Source organism: Croceibacterium atlanticum, assembly GCF_001008165.2.
Classification (GTDB): domain Bacteria; phylum Pseudomonadota; class Alphaproteobacteria; order Sphingomonadales; family Sphingomonadaceae; genus Croceibacterium_C; species Croceibacterium_C atlanticum.
Map to the genome: position 1 here is coordinate 3,133,437 of NZ_CP011452.2, position 22,533 is coordinate 3,155,969.

Consider the following 22,533-nt stretch of genomic DNA (forward strand, 5'->3'; position numbering starts at 1 on the left):
GCCAGCGGTTCGGTGCAAACCCGCTCAACTCGTAGACGGGTGACTTTCGCCCAGACTGCAATTTCACAATGATATTAGGTAGATAGGTCCCGAATTCGCGGGGTACGGTGTGCCCGGTCAACCGGGTTTCTGACTGCGTGTTCGGGTCCGGTCTCACTGCGATCAGTGACCTGAGAGTTTTGATCTATTTTCCAGAGGATTGACGCGCCTTCTAGCGGCATCCGAGCGGAAAAGTTTTCTCAAGATGGTTCCAAAGTCGGGGCCCAAAATCACGCTCTGTTCCGAAATGGGGACCAAATAGCCAACATGCATATCCTACCAACCGTCGGACACACGCAGCCACTTCCAACTGCTTGCTTGACCGTATCGAAGAATTGTTGAACTAGAAGCACATGCTCATAGCGAAACTGCCTGCTCTGAATCATTCCGCCTTTGGCGACGAGCGGTTTTGCGCGCGCAATTACCGCGCCCTGCTGCCCAATCAAAACGCTGCGCCCTAGTTCGGAAACCACCCAGACAAAGGACGCAGCCCCGCCGAGAAATCGACGGGGCTTTTTTATACCCGGATCGAGAAAATGCTTCTGACAATCTCCACCACTCACAGGCCTGCTACCGACCTCGGCTTCCTCCTGATGAAGCATCCGGAGAACGTCCATTCGGTCGACCTGCCGTTTGGATCAGCGACGCTGTTTTACCCTGAGGCCGGGGAGGATCGATGCACCGCCGCGATTACTTTAGAGGTCGATCCGGTCGCGCTGGTCAGGGGCAAGGCGAGCATTGAGGATCAGTATGTCAATGACCGGCCTTATGCCGCGTCATCGCTGCTGTCGGTCGCTCTTGGCCGCCTTCTCAATACCGCAATGGCTGGCCGATCAAAGCTACGTCAGGAGCTTGCTGATACCGCGATCCCGCTTGAATGTTTTCTTACGCCGCTCCCGGCCAGGGGGTCGGCTGACCTTCTGGCGCGCATGTTCGAACCGTTGGGATACTCGGTCGAGGCAGAAGCAATTCCGCTCGATCCGGCGCATCCAGAGTGGGGGGCTAGCCCATATGTGTCGCTGAACATCAAAGGCACGGTAAGGGTTCAGGACCTGCTTACGCACCTTTTCGTACTCATTCCGGTGCTGGACAATTCCAAGCACTATTACGTGGGTGAAGATGAGGTCAAAAAACTGCTGCAAAAGGGTGGCGAATGGCTTGAGGCGCATCCTGAGAAGGAGCTCATCGTTCGTCGGTACCTGCTCGGGTTCCGGTCGCTCATGCGGTCAGCAACCGAGCAACTAGAGGAGCGGGTTGAGGCGGAAGAACCGGAGGAACACGCGTCGCGCGATACAGAGGAAGAAAAGATCGAAAAGCCGATCCGGCTCAACACGCAGCGCATGGATTATCTGGCGGATTTGATCCGCAATCTAGGAGCGTCGAGCGTACTCGATCTTGGTTGCGGAGAAGGTCGGTTGTTGCGCCAGCTTCTCACGATCAAGGGTCTCGACCGCATTGTCGGTGTCGAGGTCGCGCCGCGCGTTCTCGCAAAGGCAGGTGACCGGCTGAAGCTGGACCACATGCCCGACATCAAGCGCAAGCGGATTGAGCTGATGCAAGGCTCGCTCGTGTACCGCGACGATCGTCTCAAGGGTTTCGACGCGGCCGCTCTTGTGGAGGTTATCGAGCACATCGATGCAGAGAGGTTACCAGCACTGGAAGCGGCCTTGTTCGGCCACGCGCGACCGGCAAACGTGATCGTGACCACTCCCAATAGCGAATACAACGTCCTTTTCGAAGGGTTGGAGCCAGGCGCCATGCGGCATTCGGACCATCGGTTCGAGTGGTCGCGTTCCGAATTCCACCATTGGGCGGAATCAGTTGCGAAGGCGTACGGCTACGAAGTTCGATACGAAGGAATTGGGAGCGAAGATCCAACTTATGGTCACCCGACACAGGTCGCCATCTTTTCACGCGTCGATGCGGTGAAGGAGGCGGCATGAAGATCGAGATTCCAGAATTCGCGCTCGTCCTTCTGGTTGGCGCGTCGGGTATGGGCAAGTCTACCTTTGCGTCGAAGCACTTCCTGCCGACTGAGGTCGTATCCTCGGATCGCATGCGTGGTTGGATTGCCGATGACGAGACTGACCAATCCGCCACCGGCGACGCCTTCGACATGCTCCATTTCATCGTCGAGAAACGGCTCAAGAACCGGCGGTTCACGGTCGTTGATGCAACCAGTGTACAACCGGAATCCCGCAAGAGCCTGGTCGCGCTTGCCCGCAAATGGCACGCCCTGGTCGTCGCCATTACCTTCGAACTGCCTGAAGAGGTCGCACTTGCTCGCAACGCCGAGCGTCCCGACCGCCAGTTTGGTGCAGGACCGGTCCGTCGCCAGATGCTCAATCTGAAACGCTCCATCAAAAGCATGGGGCGCGAAGGCATCCGCTACGTGCATCGCTTGCGCACCATCGAGCAGGTGGAGGCGGTCGAGATAACGCGGACGCGCCTTTGGACTGACCGTCGCGAAGACTCCGGACCGTTCGACATTATCGGTGACGTGCACGGTTGTGCCGATGAACTCGAAACCATCTTGGACCAGCTTGGCTATCAAGTTTCGTGGGAAGGCAAGGACGTCCATGTAACTCCACCTGAAGGTCGTAGGGCGATCTTCGTTGGTGATCTTGTTGATCGTGGGCCGCGTTCACCTGACGTCCTGCGTATCGCGAAGCACATGGTGGACTCCGGCACTGCCTTGGCCGTGGTCGGAAACCACGATGACAAGCTGAAGCGCCATCTGTCTGGCCGCAATGTCAAACCGACGCATGGGCTTGCCGAAACCATCGAGCAGCTTGGTAGCGAGCCGCCGGAATTTTTGGCTGAGATGCGCGAGTGGCTCGACGGTCTTTTGAGTCACTACCTGCTCGACGATGGGAAGCTCGTCGTCGCCCATGCCGGTCTAAAGGAAGAAATGCAGGGCCGCGCCTCTGGCGCGATCCGCAGCTTCTGCATGTATGGTGAGACAACTGGCGAGGTCGATGAGTTTGGCCTCCCCGTCAGGTGGGACTGGGCATCCGAATACAAGGGTCGCGCCAAGGTCGTTTACGGTCACACACCTGTGCTCGAAGCGAACTGGGTCAACGGCACGATTTGTATCGACACCGGCTGCGTGTTCGGCGGCAAGCTTACTGCCCTTCGCTACCCCGAACTCGAATTGGTGTCAGTCGATGCCGAGCGGACTTACTACGAGCCGATCCGGCCCCTTGATGCTCCCGCCGCCGATACGGGGAGCACGCCGGCGCATCAGCTCAACATTGCCGACGTGCTTGGCAAGCAGGTCATCGAAACTGGCCTTTATGGTCATGTGACGGTGCGCGAAGATAACGCAGCTGCAGCGCTAGAGGTAATGACTCGGCACGCAGTCGATCCGCACTGGCTGATCCATCTGCCGCCGACCATGTCGCCAGCGGAAACGAGCGCGCTGGACGGATGGCTAGAGCGGCCGGAAGAGGCCTTCGCCTACTACGGCTCGAAGGGCGCACGAAAGCTTGTGCTCGAAGAAAAGCACATGGGCTCGCGCGCGCTAATCGTGCTGTCGAAAACCCAAGAAACCGCGGCCAAGCGTTTTGGCATTCACGATGGTTCGCGAGGAACCATCGTGACCCGAACCGGTCGGCGCTTCTTCAACGATGCCGAATTAGAGGCGTCGGTTCTGCACCGCGTGGACCAGGCGATGGAGAGTTCAGGCCTGTGGACTGAGCTCGATACCGATTGGGTCCTGTGGGACTGTGAAATCATGCCTTGGAGCATGAAGGCCGGTGCGCTTGTGCGCGGCCAATACGCGTCAGTCGGTGCAGCCGCCAACTCAGGTCTATCTGCCCTCGATGCTGCGTTGCAGGCTGCCATCGCGCGTGGCGTGGACATCAAAGACTTGGGAGCGAGAGTTTTCCAGCGCCTCGAAGACGCGGCGAATTATCGCGAAGCTTATAACCGGTATGTCCACCCATTCGGAGGCATTGCAGACCTGAAGATCGCACCGTTCCATCTCTTGGCATCGGAGGGTCAGGTACATTCCGATAAGGATCACCTCTGGCACATGGGGATGGCTCACAGGCTATGTGCTGCTGACGCAGACCTACTGCTTGCGACCGAATATCGAGCTCTCGATCTCGACGACGCTACTCAGATTCAAGAGGCAATCGAATGGTGGGAGGCCATGACCGCCAAGGGTGGCGAGGGCATGGTGGTCAAGCCGCTCGACTTCATCGCTCGCGGTCGGCGCGGCCTTCTGCAACCTGCCATCAAGTGTCGCGGGCGCGAGTATCTGCGGATCATCTATGGCCCGCACTACGACCGACCAGGCAACATCGAGCGGCTGAAAAAACGAGGACTTGGCCAAAAGCGGTCGATGGTATTGCGCGAATTCGCGTTGGGGATCGAGGCGCTGAAACGGTTCGTCGACCACGCTCCGCTCACACGCGTGCACCAATGCGTGTTCGGAGTGCTGGCGATGGAGAGCGAACCGGTTGATCCGCGGCTTTAAGTACGGACCCTGGCCCGCTGCCGGAGGCGCTCATAAAGCTGCACCTCCGCTTCGTGTGACAGTTCGACTGTCACAGCAAAACTCTGGCGACCGACGTCTCCAGCCCAACCACCCGCGCAGCGGACCACAAGGTAATAATTGTCGCCGTATTGCTGGATGTCTCTTGAGAAGGTTACAGAAGCAGTTTGAAGACTTGATTTCTCGCGGATTGTAGAACTCGGACTCAAATCGCAGTTGTAGCGGTTCTCAACTCGCGGAAACGGCCCTTCCTCTGCGGTTCGCTGGCGAAAATGCTCAAAGATCAAGTCAGGCTCACAGCCCCGGATGAGTCGGAATCCCATCGACACACCATTATAGTCGAGACGACTATGTCGAACCGGCGGATCATACGCTAAACTCACGCGGACCGTGCGGCGGCCGCGCTCCGTTTGAAATGCGTCCGGGATGGGTATCTGGTAAACAGCGAAATGATCGATCTCGAGCTCATCCTCAGCATAGAGAATGACCCGCGCATCGTCGGAGAACGCCGCCCTTTCGGCATCTACTAGCCCATGTCCGCAAAGGTCGAGGGCCGCTCGTCCTCCCAACGGCTCAAGACGCCTCAGCGCCTCTTCTGGAGGAATAGCACTGCTTGCCAGAAGTGCGCGAATAAGATTTGCAGATGCATCTGGAAAGCGAGCCAGTATTTGGCTCGCCTTGAAAGCGACGAGTGGAGCAGCGTACGACGTACCCGAATAGGTCGCAAACAAGCGATCTATTGGCCGATAATGAAGCGAGACAACACCGGCTTCGGGCCTTGCTTCACCGCCGCGCAACGCAATTGCTTGCCCGTCATAAATCAGCGTTCCGCCAATGTCTGCGAAATCGGGCTTGATCGATCCCCGCACACCCGGTCCGGCACGCGAGAACGGAGATGGCTCGTTCAGATCGGCGATGGGACGAATTCCGATATTCTCTTGAGCTTGTCGGCCCAGGCCATTGCTATGCGCAAGCGAACCGACGGTAACTATGTTCATTCCGCCCGCCGGTTCACAAAGGCGGTTGCTTGGTTCGACTAGATAGCGAGGGTATTCCGTAACCGCCTCTTCGATCCTGTTGCCACCTCGCGGTTGGTGATTTCCGGCGGACACGATGATGACCACGTCCAGCTCACGGACAAGTTCGTCGAGGGTTTGCGTCCAAGGGCCAACCTTGGATCCTTCGATGAGCTTTTTACGATCACCCAGCGCCACCACAAAAATACGGCAACCAAACTCATCGTGTAAGCGGGTGACAGCCTCGCGCATTAGACGCGGAGTGAGCCGACTATTCGGAAATCGCCCCCGATCATCCACTACCTTCGCCGAGCAGAGCCTTGCGTAGCGAACCAGCCTCTCCTGCCCAAGCTGAGCCCGCAAATCGCCAAAGGTGGCTATTCCTCCGACAAAGGTCCCATGGCAAAAATCATCGGCAGTACCGAGCGTATCCGGAATGGCGATGGATCCCGCGATAACGTCTTCAATTAAAGGGTGATCGTTGATCCCGCTATCAATGATGCCAATTAGTGGGAGATCGTCGGTCGCGTCCTCGGGGTCTGGCACATCCACCAACGGTCGCTCAATTAACTCACTCGTGGTGAGATCGGGCTCCGGCGGAAAGTCGAGTTCGGCGATCTCCTCGATGTTCAGCAGACTGCGGGCCACCGTTCCATCGGCACGCAATCGAAGCATCGTCAAATTGGGACCAATATGACGGTCCAACTCTTCTGCCCCGAGGGCCTCTGAGTACGCAGCGATGTCGTCGAGCTTGCGCTCACGCAAGGCTCGTGGTCCCAAATCCCAAAGTTCGATGTCGAGTATATACTCTACACCCGCCTGGAAATCGTTGACCTCAACCAAGCCTTCTTCGCGCGCGCGCATCCCAATGCGATCACGCGGCGCGACCTCGGCGATCGCATCAACATTTGCGATGAAAGCGGCATAAGCCGGGTTCTGCCGACCCGGCTGCGTTCCTTGCCCATAGCTGTCGAGCTTGTTCCGGAACTCATCAAGTTCATCACTATCGGCAAACAAAATGAGTGTGCGATCCTCGTCGCTCGAGAGGACCGTCAGCCCAACTTTCGCCCACTCATCCTCTTGGAGTGCCCCATGCATCTGGACACGCAAAATAAGTGATGGATCGACGGAATCAGGCCTGCGTCGCCGTCTTTGTGACGCTATTGCTTCGTCGAGCTCGTTGCTGAGCTGGCGGCTGTGCCCGCCCGGATTTCGTTGCGGTGGTGGCCCACCGCCACCGGTTTTGCGGCGAGGGAGGCGCTCCGGCAGCCTGACAAGCTCAAGGTGATCGTAGCGAGGCAATGACAGCTCATGCTTCGGCTATACGCGCTGTGCGTCTACGCCGCCGCCGCTCATCAACCAATGCATCGAGGAAGTCCTTTTCCGAAACCTGCTTTCGCTGATCGATGATCGATGCCTTGATCGCCTGAACACAGATCCTTTCCAATTCAGCGTAGGAGTATCCATCTAAGCCATCCAAATGGGCCTCGGGATCGAACTGCAATGGAACGTTCTTAAATTTCATTCGAAGGAATCGAGCGGCCATTCGTCGATCAGGACGGTCAAACCATATTACTTCGTCAAACCGCCGCCATATCGCGGAATCCAGCGATTGGTCGAAGTTGGTCGCAGCTACCAAAAAACCTTTCGGTTGAATCCGGTCAATGAATATCAGGAGGCTATTCACTACCCGGCGCAACTCGCTGTGCTCGCCATCTTCGCTCCGTGCACGGGCTAGCGCATCAAACTCATCGAAAAAGAGGACAGTGGGTTGCTTGCGAGCAAACTCGAAGATCTTGCGGATATTTGTCGCTGTTTCGCCAAGGTAAGACGAGATGAGCCGATCAATCTTAACGATATAGAGCGGCAAACCGAGCTCTGCCGCGAACACTTCAGCACACAATGTCTTGCCGCAGCCCGGCGGCCCGCAGAAAAGCAATTTGGAGCGCACAGGCAGGCCGCGCCGACGGATCTCGTCGCCGCGACGATATTCTCGCAGCAACGACAAGAAGATTCGCACATTCTCGGAGGACAGTACGATGTCCTGTTTGTTGTGCGACGGCTCGACCAGCTCGATGAAATCACCAGCTGACTCTGGGAATGGAATTAATGGCGCAAGGCCTCTCGGCTTTGATCGCGGCGAAGGACCGGTCTCCAAGGATTTGCGCAGCGAACGAGCGAGAACGCGGTTATTCTTCTTTTCCTCTTCGCCGATGATCTGCTCGGCCACAGCGCGGAACTCCTCGTCCCGGCCGTAACTTGCCAGCAGCTTTTTCATCAACTCGCCGCGCGCCATTCTCTTCCATTCAACCGAAGCTGCCCCAGACCACTATAGCGATTGCTGTCAAAATCGCCAGCAATGACGCGCAAGCGGATCGGCGAACCTTTCGGAGCTATCTTGCTCTGGCGAAAGGATTCCTCTGGCGAAGAATCGCAATCCGTATGCGCACTTCGTGCTTGTCCACATTTCGTCCACAAGGATCAATTCCAAAGCGACTGATTTCCCCCGCACATTCGTTCGACTGCGTCGCCAATCTGCTGCGCCGCATCCAGCAAATGGCCATCATCCAAATGCGCATACCGGGCCGTCGACTGGTGGTTCGCATGGCCAAGCAACCGACCGATCATGGGCAGCGTTTCCTTGTTCATGGCGGCATGGCTGGCGAAGGTGTGTCGCAGGTCATGGATGCGGACCTGACCAAGCCCGGCACGTTCGCGAATACCTTTCCATGCCCAAGCAACGTCCCGCATATGCCGCCGGTATCGGTAGTTCCAGAATAGCCAGGGGAGCTTCCGATGGCGCGGGATGCCACCAATGACCTCTCGCGCGGCGGAGCCGAGCCAGACGGTGCGCGGCCCAGTCTTGCTATCGCGAAGGTTCAGCCGATTTCCCTTCACGTCGCCCCAGTGCAGATTGAGTATCTCGCCCTTGCGACAACCAGTCAGCAGCAGCAGGGTGATTGCCGCGCCCTCACAGCGGGCGGTCAGGTCGTCGCTCTCACGCAACTTCGCAAGCTCGATCCCGATCCGCCCCAGCTCTTCAACCGTCAAGAACCGCTCGCACTGGCGTTTGCGGTTCGGTCGGATTGACCGGCACGGGTTGGTATTCTCCAGCCGATACCCCCACGCCTCAGCCTTGTTGAGCATGTGCTTGAGGATTTCGAGGGTCCGATTGGCAGCACCCGGACCGGTGCGGTTGTTGAGCTCGGCAAACCACTTGGTCACATGCTCTTCATTGACCTCGTCGATGAAGACGCCCCTGAAGGCGTCGTCGAGGTAGAGCCGCCGATAGCGTGTGTGTGAATCGAGCGTCGAGACTTTCCAGCGCGGCGACCAGCGGGTCCAATATTCCTTAAGGAAATCGTCGAACCTCGGCGCGGATCGAATGCGCTTTCGATCGGTGGCCGGATCGCGCCCCACCTGCGCGTAGGCAATAACGCGGCGCGCGACCATTTGCGCTTGATGGCGCGTGAGGACCGAAGCCGGGCCGATGGTGACAGTGCGCAGCCTGCCACCCATCCGGGTCTGCACGATGTAAACGTTTCGTCCGCTGGGATAGTGGCGGATGCCGAAGCCGTGCTCGATCCCGAGCCAGGTCGTCGTCCGTGCCTTGCCCTTGGGAACGAGCCTGAAGTTTACCGATGCTCCAACCTCGGCAAGTGCCTCTTCGACAATGCGCTTGAGGCTGGCAGCAGTCATGACCGCAGTCCGATCGCTTGCGCCAGCGAGCCGGAGATGCGCTCGGCGGCATCGCCGATCACGTCATCGGACAGATGCGCGTACTTTGCCGTCGTCTCCGGCAAGACGTGGCCTAGCAGCTTGCCGATGGTGGCGAGCGGCACATTGTCCATGATGGCGGTCGAGGCGAAGCTGTGCCGCAGATCGTGGACGCGCAAATCGGGCATCGCGCAGCGTCGGCGCAGATTGTACCACCACGGTTCGATGTTGACCGGGTGCTTGCCCCTTGAGTTGACGAACACCAGCGCGTCGTCTTCGCCGCGCTCAAATCCTGCCAGCACCTCAAGCGCCTGAGAGTTGAGCCAGATCACTTTCGGGCCGGTCTTGCTATCGGGCAGCACGAGCCGCGGCGGTTTCACCATTCCCCATCGAAGAAACCTGATCTCGCCCAACCGCGCGCCGGTGAACATCAGCAAACGCAGTATTGAGACCGGAATGGGATGCTCGGCCTCAGCCTCACGCAAAGCCGCACCAAGGCGGCGATACTCTGCAGGTGTGAGGTATCGCTCCATCTTCGGGCGCTTGAAGCGCGGCATCCCCCGGCAAGGGTTCGATCCCTTGCGGCGCATCCGCAGCGCCTCGGCGTATTTCATGAGCGAGGCGAGAACCGGCACGGCGCGGTTGAAGCTCGTTTCGCCTTCCCCGGAGCAACCGTCACGCCAGCGGTGGATGTCGGCGGGCATGATGTCCGCCACCCGCATCGCGCCAAATTCAGGCTCGATGGAAAGCCGCCACGCATTCCGATTGCGCTTGATCGTCGAAGGCTTCCAGACCCGCGAAAGGTCATCCCAATACGTCTCGACGAAATCAGAAAGCGTTGGCGTGGCTTTGACCACGGCACGCTTGGGCAGACCGTCTAGCGCCACCTCGGCAAGAATGCGCCGCGCCTGAGCCCTTGCTATAGAAGCATCGAGTTCATCCGTTCGACCAAGCGAAATCCGGCGATGCTTACCGCGATGTCGTACGCGGACAAACCAGAAGTAATTGCCGCTCGGCCTGACACGCAGGCCGAATCCGGCAAGCTCGGTATCCCAGATGCAGTATTCGGTCTCGCGAAGCGGCAGCTTGCGCCGCGCGAAATTGCCATCGAGCAGTGCCCGGCGCCCGGGCTTTCGCCGCCTGGGGACCATATGGCAATCGTCACTAGCAAAACTGCCCTCAAAAGTCGCGGAATTACCGTCATTTTCGGGGATCGGATGGCCTTCAACAGCATGCCTGCTGCCGAGCACTTCCAGCATCTCACGCACTGATTTTACGGCATTTTTTCCCATACCATGGCAGTCTTACTGCGTAGGGTGTGCTCACGTTTCCAGTTACAGTGGAGAGGCCAGAAAGGCGAGACAAGGTGCTCGCGGGGCTACGCATCGCTTAGAGTTGGATTTGCAGCCTCGCTGGCGTTTGAGGCTGCTTTTAGGCCGCTTGCCGACCGTCAGGTTTCGGGCAGTGAAATAGAGATAGCTGCCCTTCCTCGCGAAGCTCCGGTGAGGCAACTGTCGACCAACTAAATGCGTTCCGCTGCTAGCGCGGGAAGGCCGCTCCTTCCCCAACCGGCCATTCCCGGTTCGTTGATCGGCCTGGCAGCAGTGCTGCCCTCATCTCGCTCATACAGGCTTCTCCGCCGACTTCCGGAAAGCGAAGGTCGCGTCGGCTCAGTTGAGACGGCAGGGTCTGGCCGGAAGCTGCAATTTGCGATCTAGCCTCGGAACGGCGGCTTCCCCGTGCAGTGCCGGTCGCCCGGAATCTACCATTCGGCTACCAACGCAAGAGACGCAATTTCAGTCAATCCGAGCGCTGGCGACCAGTTGTTCGAAATCGGCCAAATTGCGCTGGAAGAAGTGCAGCGCTGGGGCCTCGTACAGCATCATGAATAGATTGCCGTCGATGATGGTGGCTTGGGCAACTCCCCGCCGTTGCAGGTCGTCTGCACCGAGCGTTGTAAATTCGAAGCGGATGCCGTCATGACTAAGGAATTGGACCGGCGCTGCCGAAGTCACCTCGAAGGTGGCCACGCCCTTGCTGATCCGCAGCGAGCTTTCCAGGAAGCTGGGCACGTCGACCAGAAGCATGTTGCCCGAGAACTGCGGCAGCGGCATTTCACGGCGGTTTACTTCACGAAACAATGTATCACCATCGCCGACCTCTGCGAAAAACAGCACGTCGTTTAGTAGCTCGCCGTCAAGCGTCCAGCGCTCGGCACGGTTACCCGGTCGTTGGCTGATGCGGTTCCATTCAATCGTCGGGGTTACGGTGACATCCGAACGCGCTACAGTCACAGCGGCATTGGCCTCAATTAAGCGGTGGGCCGACGCGGCCGCCGGTGTCAGCGCGAACAGCATCGACAGCATCAATCCAAGTTTACGCATTCGTCACTCCTGTACCATAGTGCGGAGCATCGCCGCGTCGGGGGCCTCAGGGGCTTTCTCCAAGTAGGTGCGCAGCGCGTCAGACCCCAGCGCGAGTTCGCCGCTGCGAATCAACGACAGCCCCATTCCGCGCCAGGCTGCGCTCAGATCCGGGTCGAGGTCGAGTGCTCGCCGGTAAAATTCCGCCGCGTTGACCAAGTCACGTGGATGACCCCGGCCGCGGTACAGTTCGCCCCGTGCGAACAGCAGGTCAGCAGTATATTCGTCGCCCGCGATGCGGTTAATCAGATAATCGGTGCCGCCGAAATCGTTCAAAGCAAGCTCGTCGGCGAGGAATTGGGCGACCCACGGTGCCAGCGCGCGGCTATAAGCATCGCGACCTTCATAGTCGCCGCCGGAGACGCGGTTGGCAAGCGTCGCCAGCGTGTCTGCGCGTTCAAGATTGGTCGGATGACTGGCAAAGAACGCCACCCCATTGTAGCGCGATGTGCGGCGACCACGATCGATAGCGGTCTGGTCTGCCTCATTCATCACTGCGCGCCAGACGTCAGCTGCTGCGGCGGGCCGGAAACCGGCCTGCGCGATGTAGCCAAAGCCGAGCATGTCAGCGTCGCGCTCCTGGTTTCGTCGAAAGCTGTACACGCCGCCCAAGACCGCCAGCTGCAAGTCGCGGTTGTTGTTATACGCACCGCCATAGGTCGCTGCGGCCGCGCCCAAGACTGCAGTCCAGGCAAGGAGATCGCTGCCGGACCGCGTATTGCGGTAATTTGCCAGCGTATGGCGAAGTTCGAAATGCGCGAACTCGTGGCCTAGCACCGAAGCCAGCTCGGCTTCATTGCGCATACGCAGCAACAAACCGGTGTTTATTCGCATCGTGCCATTGGGGGTCATCGAGGCGTTAAAGACGGGGACCCGTACAATGTAGATACGCACGTTGCCGCAGCGATCGTCACCCACGGTGCGGCATAATATGCTGCGGATGTAGTCGTTGAGTGCGGGATCGCGGATTACCAGGTCGGCATCGCGGAGCAGGCGTTCGTCTTCATCTGCCATCGTCCACAGTCCACGCTCGTCACGGTCCTGCGGTTGGTAGACGCCCTCGTAAGTTGGCACGGCAAATTCGTCTTGCGCGGTGGCTGCAAACGGGATTGCGAGTGAGATGAGCGCGGCGGCGGCACACGCCCGGCGTAGTACACTCATTCGGCCGCGACCGCGTCATTCGGCAGCAACGGAAAGTCCTCGAAGAGCTGTTCGACGCGGCGCTGCGCCCCATCAATTTCTCGCACGTCTCCGCCCATTTGGAGGTCGGCATTGACCCAAAGTATATTCCCCGTGTGCAGGTCGACCAGCGCAGCGAAGCCCGCGTGGCGGCCCGAAGTCACGCTGACCCCACCTAGCGCGGCAAATACCTGCAACACCTTACGTCCAGTCGAGCCGTAGTGATCCTCGACGTTAATGAACAAGGCATAGTCGGCCTGGGCGGCCCCGGGTAGTTCGCCCACGCCTGATCCGAGCGACCAATCAAAAATATCCTCGCGGTTGTTCGCCTTCTTGGTTTCCAGCCGGTTGCCGACAAAGAACTGATAGTTGACAATCGATTCGGAGACCACGCTGAACAAGGTGATGTAATCATCCACCAGCCGTGCTTCGTCGCCAAACGCCTCGGGGGCGTCAATCAGCGATGCGCCAAACCGCGCTTGGTAATCATCAATAGCCGTGCCGAGATTGTCTCGCGCCAATTCGGTCCAGTCAGCGCGGGGCTCGAACATGCCGCCGGTCGATTGTTCGCCCACCCGAATGCGCGGACGGAAAACCAAAATACGAGCTCCGCCCTGCAGTTGCGTAGCGTCGAAATCGTGTCGTACCGCGCCACGTTCCTGTGCGGCAAGCGGCGCAGGGACGGAAAGCGCCAGCACGGCGGCAAGCATTTTTGTCAGGAAATTCACTGTCACCCCCCCATTTATAGCGATTGTTTAGCTACAGCCATTCCGCTGTCAATCAGCAGAGAATTTGTATCCATGCCTATTGCCTATCGGTGCAGCACTGCCATTTCCTGCTACGCTTGCAGTAGGCCAACCTAATTCTCCTGCTACAGGATTCGCGTTTACCCTTCTGAGGGGGCTGCCTTAGGTGCAGTGCCCATTTCGAGCGGCGCTTCCTAAGTGGCCGAAGGGGAGCGTAAGCCGAATGGCAGCTTTCCGCCTGGACCGTTCCAGAAACCGCTAGTCAGGAATCGGCTCATTCTATGTCATTCTGCGATGCTGATCAGGCGAAAGCTGAATGCCCGCTTTTTTTCAGAACTGCTGTTCGACCACTTGCTTTGGAATGACTGGAAAGTCCCAATGTCGGCCCTCCGGTAGGGCTTTGGTGTATGTCTGCTTTCGGGGGAACAGGTTAAAGTCTCCAACGGCCGGGATTGGGGCGCAAAGCTGCCGTTCTTCAGCGCTCAATCGCCGCGCGGCTCTACCTCCATTCACTTGTCCTGTAAGGGCACAGGCAATGATCTCGCTCTATCTAACGCCCACTCGCGCAAAACGTAATCTGGCGAGCACACCGTACACCGCGAATTCGGGATGCAAGCCGTTGGTTTATATTAATAAATGTGGTTTGGGTGAAAGTCACCCGTCTACGAGTTGAGCGGGTTTGCACCGAACCGCTGGCAACTCGCTCTCCTTTAAGGCATTGGATTGGTGCGGTAATTCCTTACGAGGCTGCAAGTGGTCTGCGATCCGCAGAATTCTGGCTTCCTCGATGTGCTATTGCGGCGCTCTGCTCGCAGGTGAGTTGTTGTCACGGGCCATGACAGACATCGCTCGGAGCGCTAAAAGCCAAGCTTCAAGAAGGGCGCGATGATCTCGCTTGTTCTCAGCCTTTTCCACAGAAGCGCGGTACGCTGGGGGCCAGATTGGGGGCCTTTGAAATCGTTGTTTTCAAAAAGAAAATTGAATTCAATGGCTTGCCCAGCCTATTGGCTTCCCTTCACCGCTCCACCGTTACAATAAGTGACGGGGAGGTTCCTTGCCGGCATTCTTTACCACGCTGATTGCTTGCGTTCTTGCCACGATTGGCGGGCGCGAAGTCGTGTCCACGGCGCGGCTTTCCCACTCGCTGGGGCAGGGCGTGGGCCTGCTGGTGGCGATCTGGGCCAGTTGCATTGCCAGTTCGGCCCTGGCCGCGTGGGTCGGCGGTGTGCTGGCGCCGATGATGGCGCCCGATGCCAAGCAGGTCTTCGCCGCCATGGCCCTGCTGATGGGCGCGGGGGAGCTGGCGCTGCTGCGCCCGCGCAGGAAACCGGCAGAGCCGACCCGGTCTGCCGGGGCGATGCTGCTGGTGCTGCTGGCATCGCAGATCACGGATGCGGCGCGGTTTCTCGTGCTGGCTCTCTCCGTTGCCAATGGCGTGCCGATGCTGGCCGCGGCGGGCGGTGCGCTGGGCAGTGGCATCGTATTGACGTTTGCCTGGGCAATGGGCGCCGAATGGGAAGAACGGTTGCCTCTGGCCGCATTGCGCTGGGCAGCAGCCACTCTTCTGCTGCTGGCCGGGGCCGCCATGTTGTTGATAGGGCTGGGCATTCTTGCGTGATCGACTGAGGCGATCGGTCTCTTCGTGATACTGCGCGAAACCGATCTTGTGGCGCGCCGTTACATCCCCAAATGGAATTCACGAAAGGGGATCAAGATTATGGCAAATACCGGAGACAATTCGAAAGCGGCGCTGGTCGAAGCACTCAATGGCGCGCTGGCCGATCACCTTGCACTCTATCTGAAAACGAAGAATTTTCACTGGCACGTATCGGGCCCGCGTTTCCGCAGCCTGCATCTGATGTTCGATGAACAGGCAGGGGAATTGTTCGGCCTTGTCGATACGATTGCCGAACGTGTTCGCAAGATTGGCGAAAAGACGCTGACCGGACTGGGCTCCGTCTCGAAGGCGACCAACATCGCCGATCAGGACGATATCAATCTGGCTCCGGAAAAAATGATCGAGGAATTGCGGGACGATAATGTGAAGCTGCTGGAACGGCTGAAGACCGTGAAACAGACTTCGGAAGACGCTGGCGACAATGCCACCAACGGCATGGTCGATGACTGGATCGACCAGACCGAGGAACGGATCTGGTTCCTCAGCGAAACGATTAACTGACCCTGTCCCCCCTCCAGGGTCAAATCTGCCCCCGCGGCCATCGCGCCGCGGGGGCTTTGTGTGTAGGGGGCGTTTCATGGCCGAAATCCAATTGATCGAAAATGCAGGCGATTCAGATATCGCCGCCTGGCTCAAGGCCCGCCTGTCTGCCGCGCTGAATGCGCAGGAAGGGCCCGTTGCCATCACGGTGCCCGGCGGTTCCACGCCGTTCCCCATCCTGGAAGAACTGGCTCGGGACGGGCTGGATTGGCAACGCATCGCCGTTTGGCCGGGTGACGATCGTGAAGTGCCGGAAGATCACCCGGCCAGCAATACCGGCAGGATCCGCGCCCTGCTGGAACCGGCAGGGGCCAGGATCGTGCCGCTGGCCACGGGCGAAAACGTCCCGCATTTTGCCGTGGCGTGGCTGGGCATGGGGGCGGACGGGCATATCGCCTCGCTCTTTCCCAATACCGATCCGCAGGTGGATGATCCCCTGCCGATCAGGCGCCTGACGCCCGATCCCCTGCCGCCAGAGGCGCCGTTCGACCGGATTACGCTGACCATCCCCTCTCTGCTCGACAGTGACGAATTGCTGTTCGTCATTCGCGGGGAAGACAAACGGGCCCTGTTCCTTCGCGCCATGGAAGGGAAAGTGGATCTACCAATCGCGCGCCTGCTTGGCGCTGCCCGGCAGAAGGTGACATGCTTCACCTGATACCCGCGCCGCTGCATCGCGCCGCGCTCAGGATCGCTCATCGGCTTCGCGCGCGTTTCCGGCGGCTGGCCCGGCCCCATATTGCCGGCGTTTCGATTATCGGAACGGATCGGCAGGGCCGCGTGCTGCTTGTGCGGCACTCCTATGGTTCGGGCCTGTGGTCCCTTCCGGGAGGCGGGATCGGCAAGGCGGAGGATCCGGAAGCCGGCGCAAGGCGTGAATTGTTCGAGGAGCTCGGCTGCGAGGCGGAGGATGTAACCTTGCTGAGCGTGCTGGAAGAACGGATATCGGGCGCGCCGCACACGGCCTATGTCTTCGCGCTGACCCTGGTCGGAGAACCCAGGCCCGATGGCCGCGAGGTGATCGAGGCGGGGATGTTCGCCCCGGATGAACTGCCTTTGCGGCTCAGCGGTCTTTCGCGCAGGCGGCTCGATCTCTGGCGGGAACGGACGGGGAGGGATTAGAGCAGCGAAAGCTGCGCCGTATCCTCTTCCTCAGCTTCGGCATCCGGCCGGTCGAGCGAGCTGAGCGTCAGGCCCATCAGCCTGATCGGCATGGGCAACGGCAATTGCGCGTCCAGCAATTCCCCTGCCACGCGTGCGAATTGCGCCTTGTCCGCCACAAAGTCGGGCAGGGATCTGGCCCGCGTCATCAGCTGGAAATCGGAATAGCGCAGTTTCAGCGTGATCGTGCGCCCCTTGGCATTGGCCTCTTCAATCCGCCCCCACACGATGTCGATGATATTGGCCAGCGCTTCGCGCAGGGCAGGGCCGCTCGAAATATCCTCGTGGAAGGTCCGTTCGCCGCCGATGGATTTGCGGATACGGTTGGCGCGCACGGGGCGCAGATCGATGCCCCGCGCGGCGCGATAGAGATAATCGCCGAAACTGCCGAAATGGCTGCGCAGCCATGCCACATCCTTTTTCGCCAGATCGGCGCCGCTCTCTATGCCCAGACGCGCCATCTTTTCCGCCCCGCGCGGGCCGACCCCGTGGAAACGCCGCACCGGCAATGACTGGACGAAAGCCGCGCCCTGGCCGGGCCGGATCACGCATATGCCGTCGGGCTTGTTCTGATCGCTCGCCAGCTTGGCCAGGAACTTGTTGTAGGACACGCCGGCACTGGCGGTCAGCCGCGTTTCCTCCCTGATCCGCTGGCGGATCAGTTCGGCAATCCGCGTCGCGCTGCCAATGCCGCGAATATCGTCGGTCACGTCCAGATAGGCTTCGTCCAGGCTCAGCGGCTCAACATGCGGTGTAAAGTGCCGAAAGATCTCGCGAATCTGTTGGGACACTTCGCGATAGATGTCGAACCGGGCCTTGCAGAAGATCAGGTCCGGGCATTTGCGCTTCGCCGTGGCGGAAGGCATGGCCGATCGCACGCCGAATTGCCGCGCTTCGTAACTGGCCGCCGCCACTACGCCGCGGCCGGAAGATCCGCCCACCGCCACCGGCTTGCCGCGCAGATCGGGATTATCGCGCTGTTCCACGCTGGCGAAGAAGGCATCCATGTCGACATGGATGATCTTGCGCAGCCCTTGCGCTTCCTCGGCATCCTCTTCGGGCGCGGGCCTCGTCATGGCCGGGATGTAGCCCCTGCGCGCGGGCTTTGCCACGCGCGCCTGTTACAAAACCGATTTACCGCACCGCAGCATGAGGCTAGGGCCGCGCGCATGGCTACCAGGATTGCCCCCCATGAAATGCCGATGATCGGCAGAAGAGAGCTTGTCTGTCTGATCGCGCTGATGATGAGTCTCAGCGCGATGGCGATTGACGGCATGTTGCCCGCTCTCGATGAAATGGCGCGGGAACTTGGCGCGGCGAACGGTAATCAGCGGCAATTGGTGGTCGCTGTATTTCTGCTGGCCAATGGCGTGGGAACATTGTTCCCCGGATCGCTGGCTGACCGTTACGGCCGGCGGCCGGTATTGCTGGGCACTCTGGCGGCCTTTGCCGCCTGTTCGATTGCCGTGGCGCTGGTCCATTCCTTTGAAGCATTGCTGGTGATCCGCGCCTTGCAGGGCTTTTCCGCTGCCGGGCTGATGGTCGTCCCCTACGCAATCATTCGCGATCAGTTCGAAGGCGATGCCATGGCCCGGTTGATGAGCCTGGTGGGCGCGGTGTTTATCGTCGTGCCCGTTGTCGCGCCCAGTATCGGGCAGGGCGTGTTGTTGATTGCCGGCTGGCGCTGGATATTCCTGTCGCTGGCGGGCGTTTCCGCAATCGGTGCCTTGTGGCTGTGGCTGCGCTTGCCGGAAACGCTGCATCCCGAATATCGCCATGAAATCAACGTGCCGATCATCCTGCGCAATATGGGCGCCGCGTTCTTCAACCGTGCCGCTGTCGGCTATGTGCTGGGCACCAGCCTGCTGATCGGTGCCGTGTTCGGTTACGTGAACAGCGCGCAGCAGCTTATCGGGGAACATTTCGGGGCTGGCACGTGGTTCCCGGTTGTGTTCGGCGCGACGGCGGCGATGATGGTCCTTTCCAACATCGTGAACTCCCGGATTGTCGAAACATTCGGCGCAAGGCGGGTTTCGCATGCCGGGGTCTTGCTGTTCATGCTGGTCAGCATGGTGCAGGTCTGGGCATCCTATGCGCATCCCGGGGAACTGGCCTGGTTCCTGCCGCTGATGGCGGCGAATCTGGGCCTGCTCGGCTTTCTGGGCGCGAATTTCGGTTCCATCGCGATGCAGCCTTTCGCCCATATCGCCGGGGCCGCCAGTTCGATCCAGAGCTTCTTCCGCATGTTCGGTGCGGCGGTTGTCGGGCTTGTCATTGGCCAGGCCTATGACGGCACGGCACGCCCCTTCGCCTTCGCCCTGCTGATTTGCAGCGTCCTGGCGCTGGCGCTGGTCCTGTTCAGCGAAAAGGGCCGGCTGTTCCGCCGCCTGAACGGCCCGGTCCGGCAGGAAGCGGAATGAACGATCCGTTTGACTTGTTTCCGGGCGGCTGAGTTTCCGGCATTCGTAGTTGCGAGCGTAGTGAAACAATCCAGATCGGAGAGAGGAGGGGAGGGGTTAGTTCTCCACCTTCTCCGCTGATTCTATCCTCGCCAGCAGCGCTTCGACCTGAACCTGTGCACCTTCGCTGGCGGCAAGTTCCGCCACCGTCCCGGAAAAGGGTGCGGTCAGCGCATGTTCCATCTTCATCGCTTCCAGCACCATCAGCCGCTGCCCGGCCTCGACCATGTCGCCCTCGGCCACGTCCACAGCAATGACCTTGCCGGGCATGGGGGCGAGGATATCTCCATCATGGGCGGAGGCAGCGCCGCCGCCATCGGCGCGAAAGGCCGGAAGGGCGAATGTGGCTCCGTCCTCTGCAAAGATGCCGTTGCCGAAATCCTCGCGGCCAATCCGTTCGTCACGCCATTCCTGCGCGAGATCGATATCGATGCAGGCGTCCACGCGTTCGCCCTCGACGGTCAGTGACGCCGCGGCCCGGCGCGGCGCGTTCAGCCGGAATCCCATCAGGCCGGTTTCCCGCGAGCTATTCTCCCATGCCACGTGATCGAAGAAGGCGGCTTCGGCCGCTGCAGCGATCATGCCGCCGGACGGGGCCGGGGCTGCGGTCAGAGCGTCGATGTGATCGTTGATCGAACCGGTGGTCATCGTGCCCGCATCATATTCGGGCATCCGCATGAGACGGGCCAGAAACCATGCATTATTCTTCACCGGCCAGGCCGCGACCGTGCGGCAGGCGGTTTCCATCGCCTCTACAGCTTCTGCGCGGTCATGGCGGTGAACGACAATCTTGGCGATCATCGGGTCATAGAAAGGCGATATCTCGCTTCCCTCTGCCACACCCGTTTCGACGCGCGCGCCGTGCGGAAGTTGCAGGATATCCAGCCGCCCCGTGCTCGGCAGAAACCCCTTCGCCGGGTCTTCCGCATAAAGCCGCGCCTCGATGGCGTGGCCATTGATCGAAAGCTCTTCCTGCTTCCTGGGCAGTTCCTCCCCGCTGGCGACGCGCAATTGCCATTCGACCAGATCGACGCCGGTGATTTCCTCGGTCACCGGATGTTCGACCTGAAGGCGGGTGTTCATCTCCATGAAGAAGATGCGTTCCGCATCCAGCCCGTCGCTGGCATCGGCAATGAATTCCACCGTCCCGGCACCGACATAATCGACCGCCTTTGCTGCACGCACGGCAGCAGCACAGATCGCCTCTCGCGTGGCCTCGTCCATGCCGGGGGCGGGGGCTTCCTCGATCACTTTCTGGTGGCGGCGTTGCAGCGAACAATCGCGTTCGAACAGGTGCAGCACATTGCCGTGGCTGTCCCCGAAGATCTGCACTTCGATATGGCGCGGGCTGGTGATCCACTTTTCCAGCAGGACCTGCATATTGCCGAAACTGGCCTTCGCTTCACGCTGGCAGGATTGAAGCATTTCAAGGAATTGCTGCGCATTATCGACCTTGCGCATGCCCTTGCCGCCGCCGCCGGCCACGGCCTTTATCAGCACTGGATAGCCGATCCGGTCCGCTTCGGCGCGCAGGGTTTCGGGTGATTGGTCTTCGCCCAGATAGCCGGGCGTCACCGGCACGCCGGCATCTTCCATCAGCTTCTTCGCGGCATCCTTCAGCCCCATCGCCCGGATGCTTTCCGGCCTCGGGCCGACCCAGATCAGCCCGGAATCCAGCACGCTCTGCGCGAAATCCGCATTTTCCGACAGGAAGCCATATCCCGGATGGATCGCTTCCGCTCCGGTCTGTTTCGCGGCGGCCACGATCCGTTCGCCCACGAGATAGCTTTCAGCCGCGGGGGAGGGGCCGATATGCACGGCCTCATCCGCCTGCCTAACATGCAGCGCCGTGGCATCGGCATCGGAATAGACCGCAATCGTGCGGATCCCCATCGCCCGCGCAGTGCGGATGATGCGGCAGGCGATCTCGCCGCGATTGGCGATGAGCAGAGATCGTATCATGTGCAACTGGTTAGCCGAGAAGAGTGGAAAGGCAAAGGCTGCCTTCGCTCAGAAATCATCGGGCAGGGGCGTCATCGGGATTGGTGCAACGGGGCCTGCCATGCGCACGGCGACGAGTATTTCGCCCCGCGTCCAGCGCGGCATCTGTTCCGGCTCGGGCGGTTTGCGCAGCGCTTCGCGGAAGGCGCGGGCGACATGGCGCAGCTTGGCCGTTTTTGAAATATGCACGCGATGGTCCCACGCGGCGGCGCCCCGTGCGCGCACTTCGCGCCCGATCGCGCCATAGATATTGGCGGCGGACAGGATCGCCCAGCGCTGGCGAAAGCCGAGCCGTGCCGCGCCCAGACGGGCGGCCGCTTCATGCTGTTCGGCCATGCCGACCATGCGGGCGACCAGTTCCACCAATTTGCCGCGATATTGCGGTTTCATGTGCTGGCCGGGGGGAATATCCGCTTCCACCAGCCATTCCATCGGCAGGTAGCAACGGCCGGCGGCATCGTCTTCCCACACATCGCGGGCGATATTGTTGAGCTGGAAGGCAAGGCCGAGATCGCAGGCCCGGTCCAGCGTGTCCTGGTCATCCGCCGGAACGCCCATCACCTGCGCCATCATCACGCCCACCGCGCCGGCCACGTGATAGCAATAGCGCATCATGTCCAGTTCGCTGCGCGGGCGCCAGCCGGCGGCATCCAGGGCGAAACCTTCGATCACGTCGTCGGTCATGTCCTGGGTCAGCCCGGCTTCCATCGCCACCTGGCCCAGCGCATCGAAGGCGAGTTCGGCGGTCGGCTGGCCATCCAGCGCGCGGCGGGTAAGGACGCGGATCGCCTCTATCCGGTCTTTGGCGTCCGCTTCGTCCAGCTTCAGTTCGCCGCCATGATCCTGCCCGTCGGCAATATCGTCACACCGGCGGCACCAGGCATAGAGCAGCCACGCCTTTTCACGCGTGTGCCGATCGAACAACCGGCTGGCCATGGCAAAGCTCTTGCTGCCCTTTTCGATCGATTCCCGCGCCCGGCGGACCAGTGCCTCACGCGATCGACCGCCGCCAATCTGGCGGGGCGTGGATCGCAGGATTCGGGAGGGTGCCAAAAGGCGCGGTCGCGGCATTG

Annotated in this window: 17 protein-coding genes; 7 read left to right on the plus strand and 10 right to left on the minus strand. The window is 60.1% G+C overall.

Going from position 1 to position 22,533, the window contains the following annotated elements:
* The first annotated feature begins 575 nt into the window (after positions 1 to 575).
* Together WYH_RS14790 and WYH_RS14795 are read left to right on the plus strand one after the other, a co-directional pair.
* The gene (locus WYH_RS14790) at positions 576 to 1,982 is read left to right on the plus strand and encodes a 3' terminal RNA ribose 2'-O-methyltransferase Hen1 (protein ID WP_046904437.1); all 1,407 of its coding nucleotides are present in this window, start codon (positions 576 to 578) and stop codon (positions 1,980 to 1,982) included.
* Positions 1,979 to 4,522, plus strand: coding sequence for a polynucleotide kinase-phosphatase (locus tag WYH_RS14795; RefSeq protein ID WP_046904438.1), 2,544 nt, complete (start codon positions 1,979 to 1,981; stop codon positions 4,520 to 4,522). Before WYH_RS14790 ends, WYH_RS14795 begins: the two co-directional genes overlap by 4 nt.
* Here WYH_RS14795 and WYH_RS14800 read toward each other — a convergent pair.
* The 7 genes from WYH_RS14800 to WYH_RS14830 all read right to left on the minus strand — a co-directional run bounded on the left by WYH_RS14800 (position 4,519) and on the right by WYH_RS14830 (position 13,603).
* Entirely contained in the window at positions 4,519 to 6,858 is a 2,340-nt protein-coding gene (locus tag WYH_RS14800; protein ID WP_046904439.1) for a S8 family peptidase, read from the minus strand. The genes WYH_RS14795 and WYH_RS14800 overlap by 4 nt on opposite strands.
* A 7-nt stretch (positions 6,859 to 6,865) precedes the next feature.
* Positions 6,866 to 7,852, minus strand: coding sequence for an AAA family ATPase (locus tag WYH_RS14805; protein WP_046904440.1), 987 nt, complete (start codon positions 7,850 to 7,852; stop codon positions 6,866 to 6,868).
* A 185-nt stretch (positions 7,853 to 8,037) separates the two neighbouring features.
* On the minus strand, positions 8,038 to 9,255 hold the full coding sequence (locus WYH_RS14810; RefSeq protein ID WP_046904441.1) for a tyrosine-type recombinase/integrase: 1,218 nt from the start codon (positions 9,253 to 9,255) through the stop codon (positions 8,038 to 8,040).
* Positions 9,252 to 10,532 (minus strand): site-specific integrase, encoded by a 1,281-nt coding sequence (locus tag WYH_RS14815; RefSeq protein WP_235979551.1) that lies wholly within the window; start codon positions 10,530 to 10,532, stop codon positions 9,252 to 9,254. The genes WYH_RS14810 and WYH_RS14815 overlap by 4 nt, the downstream gene beginning before the upstream one ends.
* A gap of 537 nt (positions 10,533 to 11,069) precedes the next feature.
* Positions 11,070 to 11,657, minus strand: a complete 588-nt coding sequence (locus WYH_RS14820) for a hypothetical protein (RefSeq protein WP_046904442.1) — start codon at positions 11,655 to 11,657, stop codon at positions 11,070 to 11,072.
* Positions 11,658 to 11,660: 3 nt separating this feature from the next.
* Positions 11,661 to 12,857 (minus strand): M48 family metallopeptidase, encoded by a 1,197-nt coding sequence (locus WYH_RS14825; protein ID WP_046904443.1) that lies wholly within the window; start codon positions 12,855 to 12,857, stop codon positions 11,661 to 11,663.
* Positions 12,854 to 13,603: a hypothetical protein gene (locus WYH_RS14830; protein WP_244877934.1), complete on the minus strand. Its 750-nt coding sequence runs from the start codon at positions 13,601 to 13,603 to the stop codon at positions 12,854 to 12,856. Before WYH_RS14830 ends, WYH_RS14825 begins: the two co-directional genes overlap by 4 nt.
* Positions 13,604 to 14,675: 1,072 nt before the next feature.
* Between WYH_RS14830 and WYH_RS14835 the strand changes: the two genes are divergently transcribed.
* The 4 genes from WYH_RS14835 to WYH_RS14850 all read left to right on the plus strand — a co-directional run bounded on the left by WYH_RS14835 (position 14,676) and on the right by WYH_RS14850 (position 16,961).
* On the plus strand, positions 14,676 to 15,239 hold the full coding sequence (locus tag WYH_RS14835; protein WP_046904445.1) for a hypothetical protein: 564 nt from the start codon (positions 14,676 to 14,678) through the stop codon (positions 15,237 to 15,239).
* A 99-nt stretch (positions 15,240 to 15,338) separates the two neighbouring features.
* Positions 15,339 to 15,800, plus strand: coding sequence for a Dps family protein (locus tag WYH_RS14840; RefSeq protein ID WP_046905237.1), 462 nt, complete (start codon positions 15,339 to 15,341; stop codon positions 15,798 to 15,800).
* Positions 15,801 to 15,876: 76 nt separating this feature from the next.
* Positions 15,877 to 16,497: a 6-phosphogluconolactonase gene (locus WYH_RS14845; protein ID WP_046904446.1), complete on the plus strand. Its 621-nt coding sequence runs from the start codon at positions 15,877 to 15,879 to the stop codon at positions 16,495 to 16,497.
* Positions 16,485 to 16,961: an NUDIX domain-containing protein gene (locus WYH_RS14850; RefSeq protein WP_046904447.1), complete on the plus strand. Its 477-nt coding sequence runs from the start codon at positions 16,485 to 16,487 to the stop codon at positions 16,959 to 16,961. Before WYH_RS14845 ends, WYH_RS14850 begins: the two co-directional genes overlap by 13 nt.
* On the opposite strand, the gene dinB is transcribed toward WYH_RS14850, so the two are convergent.
* A complete protein-coding gene (dinB, locus tag WYH_RS14855; protein ID WP_046904448.1) occupies positions 16,958 to 18,076 on the minus strand; it encodes a DNA polymerase IV in 1,119 nt (372 codons plus the stop codon). The two genes, WYH_RS14850 and dinB, sit on opposite strands and share 4 nt — an antisense overlap.
* A 93-nt stretch (positions 18,077 to 18,169) precedes the next feature.
* On the opposite strand from dinB, the gene WYH_RS14860 reads away from it, so the two are divergent.
* On the plus strand, positions 18,170 to 19,420 hold the full coding sequence (locus tag WYH_RS14860; protein WP_046904449.1) for a multidrug effflux MFS transporter: 1,251 nt from the start codon (positions 18,170 to 18,172) through the stop codon (positions 19,418 to 19,420).
* Between the two features lie 96 nt (positions 19,421 to 19,516).
* Here WYH_RS14860 and WYH_RS14865 read toward each other — a convergent pair whose 3' ends face one another.
* Positions 19,517 to 21,421 carry an acetyl/propionyl/methylcrotonyl-CoA carboxylase subunit alpha gene (locus WYH_RS14865; RefSeq protein WP_046904450.1) on the minus strand — a complete coding sequence of 635 codons (1,905 nt, stop codon included), beginning with the start codon at positions 21,419 to 21,421 and terminating at the stop codon, positions 19,517 to 19,519.
* Between the two features lie 48 nt (positions 21,422 to 21,469).
* Positions 21,470 to 22,531 carry a phytoene/squalene synthase family protein gene (locus tag WYH_RS14870; RefSeq protein WP_046904451.1) on the minus strand — a complete coding sequence of 354 codons (1,062 nt, stop codon included), beginning with the start codon at positions 22,529 to 22,531 and terminating at the stop codon, positions 21,470 to 21,472.
* Between the last annotated feature and the right edge of the window lie 2 nt (positions 22,532 to 22,533).